The organism is Metabacillus schmidteae (assembly GCF_903166545.1).
Lineage (GTDB): Bacteria > Bacillota > Bacilli > Bacillales > Bacillaceae > Metabacillus > Metabacillus schmidteae.
The window spans coordinates 421,317-434,390 of sequence record NZ_CAESCH010000002.1 but is presented as its reverse complement, the minus strand read 5'-3'; the positions used below and the strand labels follow the sequence as shown (position 1 = coordinate 434,390).

Genomic DNA, 13,074 nt, shown 5'->3' with positions numbered 1-13,074 from the left:
TATTATTTTCATAAAAAGGAGTGTTGAATTTTCAACACTCCTTTTTACTTACAAATTATTCATATTGTCCTAATAACGATTGATTGGATTCATTAAACATATAAGAATAAAGAGGTCTGCCTATACCATATGTTAATGTTTCATCAATAATATGAATCTCACTTAAAAACTTTAAATACTTTCGAATGGAAACTCTTGAAATATCAGTCATCTCTGCCACTTCATCTGTTGTAAATGGAGTATTCCCCTGCTCTTTAATTGCATTAAAAACAATATCTAATGTCTTTCTTGATAATCCTTTCGGTAAAGGCTTTAAAGGTTCAGCCGCTTTAAATTCTTCGTTTTTCACAAGCAAAAGCTTATCTAGATCTTTTTGGTTCAGCTCTGTTTGTTTAGTTAAATAAGAAAATTTCTCTTTATAAGATGTCAGTGCTTGGTGAAACCTTTCGTATTCAAATGGTTTTATTAAATAATCTACAGCTCCAAACCTTAATGCTGTTTGAATTTTATCTACATCAGTAGCCGCAGTAATTAAAATGACATCTATTTCTTTCTTCTCGCTCCTTATTTTACTTAGTAGCGTTAGACCATTTTCACCCGGCATATAAATATCTAATAGGACAAGATCCAATCTTTGATTCTTGATTATTTTTGTTGCTTCATTTACAGAATTTGCGACACCTACTAAAAAGAAACCATCTATTTCTTTTAAATATCGCTTATTAAACTCTGCTACCATCGGGTCATCTTCTACAATTAGAACATTAATCACTTGTCTCTTCCTTTCCCTTATAAGGAATGTGAATGATAAACTCTGTCCCTTTTTCAACACTTAAATTTAGTTGAATGGATCCTCCTAAAGTTTCAACACTTTTGCTTACTAAATATAACCCATAGCCTCGATCTTCTCCTTTTGTCGAGTATCCCCTTTCAAAAATATGAGAAAACTGTTCCTTTTCAATTCCTGGCCCTAAGTCCCGTACTTTAATTAATAGTCGATTTTTATTATAATTTAACTTTAAGTTTAACTTCTTTTCGCTCATATCACTCATCGCTTCCATCGCATTATCTACTACATTTCCAATAATCGTAATTAATTCATGTGTTATATGTTCTTCATTAGGCTTTGGAATAATTGTCTCATTATCTATTTTCATCTCTATCTTATTTTCCCTGGCTGTGCTCAGCTTGCCCATAATAAACCCTGCAAGAACAGGATCCTTTATATTTTTGGTCACATAACTTACTTCGTTTGCGCGATGATCCACAATTTCATTTATAAACTCTATTAACTCATCATAAAAACCCATTTTAACCATTCCCAGAATGACATGTAGTCGATTCATGAACTCATGTGACTGGGCACGCAATGCTTCCGCATACATCCGAACACCTGTTAACTGTTCTGCTAGTTGGTGAACCTCTGTTTTATCTCTGAATGTTGAGATGGCTCCAACAATTTCTTTATTTACAATTAAAGGAGCCCGGTTAGATAAAAGGGTCACACCATTGACCGTAATCTCTTCATCTTTTTCAGATTTTCCTGTCTTTAATACCCTCTCCAACTTTGATAATGGAAAATAATCAGCTAGCTTCATTCCTACAGGGTTACCTGACAATCCCATATTTGCAAATGTTCGTAAAGCAGATTTATTAACAAGGGTTATAATTGCATCTTTATCAACTGCAATAATGCCTTCATGGACAGATTGCAGCATCGTATTTCGTTCTTCATGAATTTTTGCGATCGCAAACGGTTCTAATCCGAATAAAATCTTTTTAATGTATCTTGCTAAAATAACCGCGCCTATGATCCCAACAAAAATACCTACAATCGAGCCAATCACAATATTTTTATGGCTATTTTCAAGTGCTTGTTCAACACTATTAAGAGATATTCCGACTACTACTGCTCCTATTTGTTTATTTTTTTCATTATAGATAGGAGTAAATGCGCGTAATGACTGCTCTAGTGTTCCTTTTGATATCGAGACATGCTCATTTCCTTTTAAAACCTCATCTTCATCACCGCCAACAAAGTGCTTTCCTATTTTCTCGGGATCTGGATGAGATTTTCTAATTCCGTTCATATCCATCACTACAACAAAAAGGACATCAGCTGCTTGTTGAATATCGACTGTATACTCTTGGATTGTACCATGATCATCCTCTATCTCAAGCCCATTTCTAACAAGTTCAGATTTGGCGACTGTTCTTGAGACAATCTTTGCTTTTTCTTCTTGAGTGTTACGGATTGATTCACTTACTGTATGACTAATTAATAAATCAGTAAAAAGTAATGATAAAAGAACAACCAAGCATACAAAGAAAATAATAATGGTGTTAAGTTTAAATTTCTGTTTTGACAATGAAGTCCACTCCTAGAATCGATCCTGCAAATTCTTTCATTTCATGCTTCTTAAAAGCTTACGTTAGAAAAACCAGGCTTGTGCCACGTACTAATGGCGACAGTCTTAGTTTTTCTTATACGATCATCCATAAAATCTTATACTTTGATCGTATAAAATAAAAGCCTTACCTAACAGATTATTAGGAAGGCTAAATTTAACTTTGTATGATATATGATAGATCAATTTCCTGTATACAAGCAATATTAAACACTAAGTGGTTGTGCAACCACTTTTTTTCGAGCAACTCCTGTTTTTATCGCTGCCGCTGCAACAGCATCTGCTACATGTTTCGCTACTCTTGTATCAAATGGATCCGGAATGACATAATCAGCATGCAATTCATCATTGCTAATGAGGTTGGAAATGGCATAAACGGCAGCCACTTTCATTTCTTCATTTATTTCTTTTGCCTGAACATCTAAAGCACCACGGAAAATTCCAGGAAAGGCGAGAACATTATTTACCTGATTAGGGAAATCCGAACGTCCTGTACCAACGACTAGTGCTCCTGCTTCCTTTGCCTGCACCGGCATAATTTCCGGTACCGGATTAGCCATAGCAAATATAATTGGATTCTCATTCATCGAAGACACCATCTCTTTAGTCACTGCTCCTGCAGCAGAGACCCCGACAAACACATCAGCACCTTCCAATGCATCCGCTAATGTCCCTTGCTTTTGCTCATTATTTGTTATACTTGCCATTTCTTCTTTAAATTTATTCATGCCAACCGGGCGGCCTTTATAAATAATTCCTTTTGTATCACATAAAATAACATCTTTCACACCCATATTAAGCAATAGCTTAACAATAGCTACACCTGCAGCCCCGGCTCCATTTGCTACAACACGAATATCCTCAATATTCTTTTTTGCCAGTTTAAGAGCATTTATTAATCCTGCTGCTGTAACGATCGCCGTTCCATGTTGGTCATCATGAAAAATAGGAATATCACACTCTTCACGTAAACGCGCTTCTATTTCAAAGCATTGCGGTGCAGCAATATCTTCTAAGTTAACTCCACCAAAAGTAGGCTCCAGCATTTTAACATGCTCGACAATTTTATCTGTATCTGTTGAATCTATGCATAAAGGGAAGGCATCAACATTGGCAAACTCTTTAAATAACAATGCCTTACCTTCCATAACCGGCATAGCTGCTTTTGGTCCGATATTACCAAGACCTAGGACAGCGGTTCCATTTGAAACAACACCAACGAGATTTCCTTTCATTGTATAGTCATATACTTTACTCTCATTCTCATGTATAGCTAAACATGGCTCAGCTACTCCCGGTGAATAGGCAAGACTTAAATCTTTTGCATTACTTACTTTAACTTTCGATCTAACACTAAGTTTCCCTTGGTTTTCCTGATGCATTTTTAATGCTTCTTCTCGTAATGTTGACATAACAGAATCTCCCTGCTTTTGTTGAATTTATTAACTAATTGAACTGGTAGATTTATATGTTACTTCTACATAGCACTTAATTAATAATGTAAAGCGCTTCCTATTTACATTATTATTTTACATGCTCATACTTTAACAAGAATTATAGTGTTTTTTAGGAAACTTCATAGGTTTTTTAACTATTTTAAGTGTTTTTTAATTTAAGAAAACACGCGGGAAATTTGGCCATATCATTAATTTAGGGTGTTTCTTATACAGTATTAAATTGAAAATTAGTTCCGTTCCATTTCACTATAAAGCTAAGATAATATTTAATAGCAACAATCTTTGTGAAAACATCCTTTATTTATTACTTTTTAATCTCTCGGATAAATAATTCATTAACTGACTATCTACTAATTACCAATTACTAGTTCTAGTTCTTTCTCTTCAAGACCAAGAACTTGAGTTGTTGAAGTATGAATTTCGTTCAGAAGATCTGTATTTTCCATTAGTGATAAACCATAAGAAGGAATCATTTCTTTCAGTTTTGGTTTCCATTCATCTAAATGTTCAGGGAAACATTTTTCCAGCACTTCAAGCATGACATGCACTGCAGTAGAAGCACCAGGAGAAGCACCGAGCAATGCTGCGATTGAACCATCAGCGGCACTCACAACTTCTGTCCCAAATTGAAGCATTCCTTTTCCAGCGTCTGTATCTTTAATCACTTGAACACGCTGTCCAGCTACTACTAAATCCCAATCCTCACTTTTTGCGCTCGGGATAAATTCACGTAGTTCTTCCATGCGCTGTTCTTTTGATACCCTTACTTGCTGAATAAGATATGTTGTCAATGACATGTTTTTGGCACCTGCCGCTAACATTGTTAAGAGATTGTCCGGTTTTACGGAAGTGATTAAATCAAATGTTGAACCATTTTTCAGGAACTTTGGAGTAAAGCCGGCAAATGGTCCGAATAACAATGACTTCTTATGATCAATAAATCTTGTATCAAGGTGCGGAACAGACATTGGTGGAGCTCCAACCTTAGCTTTTCCGTAAACCTTCGCATGATGCTGTTCGATAACATCCGGATTATTACACACCATAAATAACCCGCTTACCGGGAAACCTCCGATATGTTTCCCCTCTTGAATACCAGATTTTTGCAGTAAGTGTAGACTTCCTCCACCGCTTCCTATAAAAACAAACTTAGCGGTATGACTTTCAGCAGTACCGCTTTTAAGATTCCGAACTTTTAATTCCCATAAGCCGTTTTTTGTGTGATTCATATTCTCAACACTATGGTTATAATTCATGTCGATATTTTCACTTTCTAAGTGATTAAATAACATACGCGTTAGAGAGCCAAAGTTAATATCAGTGCCTGAGTCAATCTTAGTAGCTGCTATAGGCTCATTCGTTGTACGACCCTTCATCATAAGTGGGATCCATTCCATTAACTTTTCAGGATCATTAGAAAATTCCATTCCTTGAAATAATGGATTCTTTGATAATGCTTCGAAACGTTTCTTTAAAAATGCTACATTTTGTTCTCCTTGGACTATGCTCATATGAGGCATTGGCATGATAAATTCTTCTGGATTTTGGATCAGCTTGTTGTTGACAAGGTATGCCCAAAACTGCATGGAAACCTGAAACTGTTCATTAATCTTTATCGCTTTACTAACATCTATAGATCCATCCGGTTTTTCAACTGTATAATTAAGCTCACACAGAGCAGCATGCCCTGTACCCGCGTTATTCCATTCATTTGAACTTTCTTCTCCTGCGTTTCCAAGCTTTTCAAACACCTTGATATTCCAATCCGGCACTAATTCTTTCAGAAGCGTTCCTAAAGTTGCACTCATGATTCCGGCACCAATTAAAATCACGTCTGTTTCCATTTCTCTTTTATTATTCATTATTACCTCTCCTTTATCGTTTTCCGCAATTTTCTAAACAGAAAAAAAGACAACTTCACCCAACGGATGAAATTGTCCAAATGAAAATTAATTGATTTAACTGGTTATGAAAATTCATCATAAGATGCTATTGAACAAGCAGTCATTTAGGTTTCTATGTTTCTATTAAATTATCTTTACCCATTGTTAGAGCAGAACTTTTTGTTATACCAGAGGTCCTCCAAGCTTCACAATATCTTCAGATACACTTGTGAACTTTTTGAAGTTTTCATTAAACTTGCCAGCAAGGTCTAAGGCTTTTGCTTTGTATGCTTCCTTATCACTCCAGGTTTTTTCCGGAATTAATACATCATCAGGTACACCCGGCACATGAAGTGGAATCTCCAAGCCGAAGATATCGTCCTTTCCTGTTTCCACATTATCTAATTCTCCGTTAAGTGCCGCTCTCACCATTCCACGTGTGTAGGAAAGGTTCATACGGTGTCCTACGCCATATTCTCCTCCGGTCCAGCCGGTGTTTACCAAGAATACATTCGCATCGTGTTTATCAATTTTTTCTCCAAGCATTTCTGCATAACGAGATGCATCAAGCGGTAAGAATGGAGAACCAAAGCATGTAGAAAATGTTACTTCCGGAGATGTAACCCCACGCTCTGTTCCTGCTAACTTACTCGTATAGCCGCTTAAGAAATGGTACATAGCCTGTTCTTTTGATAGCTTGCTAATTGGAGGCAATACGCCGAATGCATCAGCTGTTAGGAATACAATTGTATTTGGATGTCCGGCCACACTCGGAACCATAATATTATCAATTGCATCAAGTGAATAAGCTGCACGTGTATTTTCAGTTAAAGAAACATCATTGTAATCTGCAAGTCCAGTATTCTCATCGATGACAACATTCTCCAATACAGAACCGAATGTAATAGCATCAAAGATTTGTGGTTCCTTCTCTCTAGATAGGCTTACGCATTTTGCATAGCAGCCGCCTTCAATATTAAATACGCCGTTATCAGACCAACCATGCTCATCATCACCAATTAACTTACGGTTTGGATCCGCAGAGAGCGTTGTCTTACCTGTACCGGATAAGCCGAAAAACAATGCTACATCACCTTCTTCAGAAACGTTTGCCGAACAGTGCATTGGTAAAATATCTTGTTCAGGTAATAAGTAGTTCATAATTGAGAAGATGGATTTCTTCATTTCACCAGCATACTCAGTACCACCAATCAGAATTACACGCTTTTCAAACGAAACGATAATAAATGTTTCGGAATTTGTACCGTCAATGATCGGATTTGCTTTGAATGTTGGAGCAGATACGATTGTAAATGGATCTTCATGTGTTTGCTCATCAGTCCCAGTTGGACCAATAAACAATTGATGTGCAAAAAGGTTATGCCAAGCATATTCATTTATTACTGTAATTGGAAGACGGGAATTGTGATCCGCTCCTGCAAAGCCTTTAAATACGAAGATTTCTTCTTTTTCTTTTAAGTATTCTAATACCTTTGTGTAAAGGTTATCAAAATGTTGCTTAGAAATTGGTTGGTTTACATTCCCCCAATCAATCTTATGTACAGTGGATGCTTCCTCTACTATGAATTTATCTTTAGGAGAACGGCCTGTATACTTACCTGTTGAAACAGAAACAGCACCGGTAGAAGTTAGTTTGCCTTCACCTCTCTTAATGACTTTTTCTACTAATTGTGAGACACTTAATTGTTTTTGTGTATTACTTCCATTTAATAACTCGTTTACATCTATTTGAATGTTTACACTGCTCATATTCATATCATCCTTTATGTTTTGGCTGTTTTCGCATACTTTGTTTTTAATACAGTTTTTAATGGAAATAAGTTCGATCCATTACGCTCTATTAAAGAAGGTTAAATAGTACATACAATTAACCTAGATGGTACATACTATTTTTTCGAAGTTTTTTGGTGAAATTTATGTTATCTACTTAGACGTGCTGGACATCTCTTTGGGCGACAAATTGATCTGCTACCAGCTTTACAAGGTCAACTACACGGCAGGAGTAGCCCCACTCATTGTCATACCAAGCGAGCACCTTTACCTTACGCGTCCCCATAACAATTGTTGATAAACCATCAACAATTGATGAGCTTGGGTTTGTATTAAAATCAACCGATACAAGCGGAGTTTCACAGAATTCGATGATTCCCTTCATTGATCCTTGAGCAGCAGCCTGGAAAGCATGATTAATTTCGTCTACTGTCACATCACACTTCACGTCTACCACTAGGTCAACAAGTGACACATTCGGAGTTGGAACACGTAGTGCCATACCATGTAATTTCCCGGATAAATGTGGTAGAACCTTTGCTAACGCTTTAGCTGCACCTGTTGTTGTCGGAATAATGGATTGTGCACAAGCACGGGCTCTGCGTAAATCCTTGTGAGGATTATCAATATTATTTTGATCATTTGTATAGGCATGTACAGTCGTCATTAAGCCATTCTCAATGCCAAATTGTTCATCTAACACCTTTACGATTGGAGCCAGACAATTCGTTGTACATGAAGCATTGGAAATCACATCATGCTTGTTAATATCCAACTGCTCGTCGTTTACACCGACTACAATTGTAGCGTCTTCATTTTTACCGGGAGCTGTTAAAATAACCTTCTTTGCACCAGCCTCCAGGTGCAAGCTTGCTTTTTCCTTTGCATTAAATTTACCTGTTGCTTCAATGACAACATCTATTCCCAGTTCCCTCCAAGGAAGCTCTTGCGGATTACGTTGATTTAGAAGCTGGACCACTTTACCATCGACCAACAAGTGATCTTGTGATACCTCTACAGAACCGTCAAACTTCCCATGTACTGTGTCATACTTAATTAGATGTGCCAATGTTTCTGCAGGGTAGCTCGCATTAATGGCTACGATTTGAAATGAGCTATCCTTTATCGCTTGACGAAACACCATTCTTCCAATGCGTCCAAACCCGTTAATAGCAACGTTAATCATATTAATATGCCCCCTAAGTCAAATTGATATATACTATTAAACTTAAATTATAAGATTAGTATAACACATTAATATGAAAATACATCACTATTTTTACTTTTTTATTTACTATAAATTAATATTAAATTCGACAAAAACGGATTAATTGTACCTGTAGCTTTTCATCAAAGAGGTACAGCTAATTCAGCCGTTATTCTTTCTACATCACGTGCAATCATAACTTCCTCATTGGTTGGAATAATGATGACCTTTACAGGAGAATGCGGGTAGCTAATGAATCTATCCTCACCACGGACCTGATTTAGGGCAGAATCCCAATAAACACCCATGAATTCTAAACCACGCAATACTCGTGAACGAATAATATCACTGTTTTCCCCTATTCCTGCAGTGAATATGATCGCATCTACTCCAGACATTTGAGCTGCGTATGAGCCAATATATTTATGAATTCTACTAGCAAATACTTCAAGAGCAGTTTCTGCACGTTCATTTCCTTCTTCAGCGGCATGTTCAATGTCACGAAGATCACTTGATAAACCGGAAATCCCCAATATACCACTCTTTTTATTCAAAATGTCCAGTACTTCCATTTCTGTTTGACCTGTTTTTTCCATAATAAACGGAATCAACGCCGGGTCAATGTTCCCTGAACGAGTTCCCATTGCAACACCTGCAAGGGGAGTAAAGCCCATTGAAGTATCAATAGATTTTCCACCTTCAATTGCAGCTATACTTGCCCCGTTTCCTAAGTGACAGGAAATCAAGCGCAATTGATCGATCGGACGTCCAAGTAATTCTGCAGCTTTTTCCGAAACATATTTATGTGAGGTGCCATGAAAGCCGTATTTACGGATTCCATACTTTTCATAATATTCATAAGGTAAACTATATAAAAATGATCTCTCTGGCATTGTTTGATGAAATGCTGTATCAAAAACAGCTACTGACTTCACATTTGGTAAAACCTCTTTGAATGCTTTAATTCCAATAACATTCGCGGGGTTATGAAGCGGGGCTAAATCTGATAGTTCTTCGATTTTTTGAAGTGTTTCATCTGAAATTAAAACAGAATCATTAAATATCTCTCCTCCGTGTACAATACGATGGCCGATACCTTCAATTTCATTTAAAGATTCAACAATTCCATAATGCGTAAGTTTATCCAATAGCATTCTAACCGCAACAGCATGGTCTGGAATGTCAATTGTTTCTTTTACTTTTTCTCCGTTCACTAAGATCGTGAATACTCCCTTTTCTAATCCGATACGTTCTACCAATCCGGCTGTGAGTACTTTCTCTTTCGGCATTTCAAACAATTGAAACTTTAAAGAAGAACTCCCTGCATTGATTGCAATAATTTTTGTCATGATATTTACTGCTCCTTTTTGAGGCTATATTTACTAACTGTAATATTTACAACGTTTTATCTATAACAACAGAAATAGATTACATTCATTAATATTTAACTTGAACCCGCTACAAAGGGAGACCAGGCAAGGCTGAAATTCTTCTACTTTTCAAGCCTGTACTTAGTCTCCCTTATCCTTTTAACTAAAAAACTTCATTAAGAGTGTAGCCATAATGACTGTAGCAGCTCCACCAAGTCTTGTTGCTACTTGTGCAAATGGCATAAGTGACATTCTGTTCGAAGCAGACAAAATAGCTACGTCCCCTGTTCCACCTAAACCGCTATGACATCCTGTTACAATCGCTGATTCAACCGGATGCATATTTAAGAACTTCCCAACAAAATAACCTGTCCCAACCATTGCAATAACAACAGACATACATACCACCACATAAGCTGGAGTTACAATTTTCACAACATCCTCAAGAGGAATATACAGCATTCCTAACCCCACCATAAGCGGCCAAGTTAAACCGGTAGAAACAAATTTATACAGATGAAATGCACCTTGTTCCATTTTTTTCGGCATCAGTTGAAGACATTTAACCAGAGTAGCAGCCACAATCATTAACACAGGGCCCGGAATTCCTAAAAACATATGGGCAAATTGACCGAAGATGAAAAATGCACAAGCAAGAAGTAAACCTGCACCCATTAATGAAAAATCAACTGGCGCATTTATATTTGTACTCTCATTGTTCATTTCTTTAATGCCATCTTTTGATTTGACTAATACACCATTTCCAGTAAGTTCCGGCTTTCTTTCACCTAAATTCTTCATTAAACCTGCACTTATTACTGCAACGATATTTCCAATGACTGCAGCAGGAATCATTTGAGACACATACGTTTCAGCCGATCCACCTAAAATCTGTGAGTATGCTAGTGATAATGGTAAAATTCCTTCACCAACTCCTCCTCCAATAATAGGAACAATGATATAGAAAAAGGTATGCTTCATTTCATATCCAAAAAGTGCTCCAACTGAAATACCAACAACAATAGAAGCTATCGTTCCAAGAACAAGCGGGATAAACATTTTTGAAAACCCTTGAATCAAGACTTTGCGATTCATACCCAGTATGCTTCCTGCTACTAAAACAGAAATATATAAATATAGGAAGTTAGATGTTTTCATTAAAGTTGTCACCGCTTCCATCGAAGCCGGGTTAAATAAGTCTAAAAACACAAGGATAGATGGAACTAGCAAGGCTAATATAGCTGGTCCGCCAATGTCCTTTAAAATAGGAATCTTCATACCAAGGTCCCCTAATAGGATCCCAAGCACCATAATAACCGCAAATCCTCCAATCATGTCTGGAGGCAGCTGATTATAAACAGATGCGCCATAGACAATTGCTGCTAATACTAAATAAAGTGGTAACGGGATAACCCCTACCTTGACTTGTTTTAACTTTGTAAGAAACCCTTTTTTCCCATCTTCATGTTGAAGCGTTTCCAATTCTCTTGCTGTTTCCATGAGATATTTCCTCCTTCATTACTTCTGTATTTACAGAATAGGTGTAACGCTTCCAAAAGAATAGTTTATGAAATTTAAATTATTGTTTTGATAATAAAAAAAGTAAGCAACAAAAAGTTGCTTACAAAAGCTCGTTTAATCAATGACTGTTCTTAATTATGTGATACTTTCTCAACCGCTTACTTACACTTTCGTATGATTTCATCTTTTCTGTGACATTCTTTCATTTATGATAGCTTTCAACTACTAAAATCGGCTATGATAAAATACAATAAACTATTTCCTTATTATATCGTTTAACAACTTAATAAGAATTTAGGAAGGAGAGCAACCTCGAATTGAAATTATTAACGGTTGAACATTTGGTTCAAAAGTTTTCATTAAAAGTTCTGGCTGGAGAGAGTCAGTTGCAACAACCGATTACTCAACCCAGGTCACACCGCCCAGGTTTGGAGTTTGTCGGCCATTTTGATTTCTTTCCAACGGAACGGGTTCAAATACTCGGTCGAAAAGAAATCAACTATCTACATAAATTAAGCATAGAAGAGCGCCAATTCCGTATCGGAAATATTGTTAAATACCATCCCCCTTGTTTTATCGTTACAGCTAGTGAAGAAGGGTTAACCTACTTGAAACAATATTGTCTAGAAGAAGGAATTCCTCTATTATGTACCAAAGAACCACGAATAACATCTGAGGTTATGACACAACTTGATGCTTTTATGGTGAAAGCACTAGCACCTGAATCGGCAATCCATGGGGTTTGTATTAATGTCTATGGAATGGGGATTTTAATACGTGGAAAATCCGGGGTTGGGAAAAGTGAAACAGCCCATACGTTGATCGGAAGAGGACACCGGCTTGTGGCTGATGATGTTGTCGTGCTGAAAAAGCTTAGTCCAACGACAATTCTCGGGACTCATGATGAAAAAACGAAGGAATTTCTTTCTTTACGAAGTATTGGCCTTTTAAATGTCGTCCGTTTATATGGAAGAAAAGCGTTTCAAGATGAAACAAGAATCGCGCTTGATATCGAATTAAAAAAATGGGAGAAAGATACCCTTAATAACGAATTAGAGCAGGAGTCCAGATTCACAGAATATATGGGTGTTAAAATTCCTCATATTGAAATCCAACTGCAGCCTGGTCGTGATGTGGCAGGGTTAATTGAAGCAGCCGCTAATAATTGGCTTCTCAAACAGCAAGGCTATAGTGCGGCAGAAGAATTCCTCAAACGTCTGGAGTCTGAGTTCACATAATTGAAATCATAAGGGTCGCTATGCTGATAGCGACTCTTATATTGTTTTACCGGCCATAGATCTCACAGTAATTACTACTGTCCAATTTCTCAGTATGTATTGATGAATATTTTATCTTAGGCTGTTTTCGCAAAGATGATTTTGAATCCTATTTTAACTCTATAGTGGAATGGAGCGGAAGACACTCGACTCCTGCGGG

Annotated in this window: 9 protein-coding genes; 1 reads left to right on the top strand and 8 read right to left on the bottom strand. The window is 36.9% G+C overall.

Annotated elements, in window-relative coordinates; all coding sequences use genetic code 11:
* Positions 1–55: 55 nt before the first annotated feature.
* The 8 genes from HWV59_RS22895 to HWV59_RS22860 all read right to left on the bottom strand — a co-directional run bounded on the left by HWV59_RS22895 (position 56) and on the right by HWV59_RS22860 (position 11,616).
* A complete protein-coding gene (locus HWV59_RS22895) occupies positions 56–772 on the bottom strand; it encodes a response regulator (protein ID WP_175640390.1) in 717 nt (238 codons plus the stop codon).
* Positions 765–2,369, bottom strand: coding sequence for a DcuS/MalK family sensor histidine kinase (gene dcuS, locus HWV59_RS22890; protein WP_175640389.1), 1,605 nt, complete (start codon positions 2,367–2,369; stop codon positions 765–767). The genes HWV59_RS22895 and dcuS overlap by 8 nt, the downstream gene beginning before the upstream one ends.
* Positions 2,370–2,614: 245 nt before the next feature.
* Positions 2,615–3,820: an NAD(P)-dependent malic enzyme gene (locus HWV59_RS22885; RefSeq protein ID WP_102232501.1), complete on the bottom strand. Its 1,206-nt coding sequence runs from the start codon at positions 3,818–3,820 to the stop codon at positions 2,615–2,617.
* Between the two features lie 395 nt (positions 3,821–4,215).
* A complete protein-coding gene (locus tag HWV59_RS22880) occupies positions 4,216–5,727 on the bottom strand; it encodes a malate:quinone oxidoreductase (protein WP_175640388.1) in 1,512 nt (503 codons plus the stop codon).
* A 204-nt stretch (positions 5,728–5,931) separates the two neighbouring features.
* A complete protein-coding gene (gene pckA, locus HWV59_RS22875) occupies positions 5,932–7,518 on the bottom strand; it encodes a phosphoenolpyruvate carboxykinase (ATP) (RefSeq protein ID WP_175640387.1) in 1,587 nt (528 codons plus the stop codon).
* A 178-nt stretch (positions 7,519–7,696) separates the two neighbouring features.
* Positions 7,697–8,725 carry a glyceraldehyde-3-phosphate dehydrogenase gene (locus HWV59_RS22870; RefSeq protein ID WP_175640386.1) on the bottom strand — a complete coding sequence of 343 codons (1,029 nt, stop codon included), beginning with the start codon at positions 8,723–8,725 and terminating at the stop codon, positions 7,697–7,699.
* Between the two features lie 164 nt (positions 8,726–8,889).
* Positions 8,890–10,095, bottom strand: a complete 1,206-nt coding sequence (locus tag HWV59_RS22865; protein WP_175640385.1) for an acetate kinase — start codon at positions 10,093–10,095, stop codon at positions 8,890–8,892.
* Positions 10,096–10,275: 180 nt separating this feature from the next.
* Positions 10,276–11,616, bottom strand: coding sequence for a 2-hydroxycarboxylate transporter family protein (locus tag HWV59_RS22860; RefSeq protein WP_102232496.1), 1,341 nt, complete (start codon positions 11,614–11,616; stop codon positions 10,276–10,278).
* A 338-nt stretch (positions 11,617–11,954) separates the two neighbouring features.
* Between HWV59_RS22860 and hprK the strand changes: the two genes are divergently transcribed.
* Positions 11,955–12,875, top strand: coding sequence for an HPr(Ser) kinase/phosphatase (gene hprK, locus HWV59_RS22855; RefSeq protein WP_102232495.1), 921 nt, complete (start codon positions 11,955–11,957; stop codon positions 12,873–12,875).
* The last annotated feature ends 199 nt before the right edge of the window (positions 12,876–13,074 follow it).

Bases quoted from the DNA above. Each gene is read 5' to 3' on its own strand.
- HWV59_RS22880 (WP_175640388.1), bottom strand. From the start codon at position 5,727: ATGAATAATAAAAGAGAAATGGAAACAGACGTGATTTTAATTGGTGCC.
- HWV59_RS22860 (WP_102232496.1), bottom strand. From the start codon at position 11,616: ATGGAAACAGCAAGAGAATTGGAAACGCTTCAACATGAAGATGGGAAA.
- HWV59_RS22885 (WP_102232501.1), bottom strand. From the start codon at position 3,820: ATGTCAACATTACGAGAAGAAGCATTAAAAATGCATCAGGAAAACCAA.
- HWV59_RS22865 (WP_175640385.1), bottom strand. From the start codon at position 10,095: ATGACAAAAATTATTGCAATCAATGCAGGGAGTTCTTCTTTAAAGTTT.
- HWV59_RS22870 (WP_175640386.1), bottom strand. From the start codon at position 8,725: ATGATTAACGTTGCTATTAACGGGTTTGGACGCATTGGAAGAATGGTG.
- pckA (WP_175640387.1), bottom strand. From the start codon at position 7,518: ATGAGCAGTGTAAACATTCAAATAGATGTAAACGAGTTATTAAATGGA.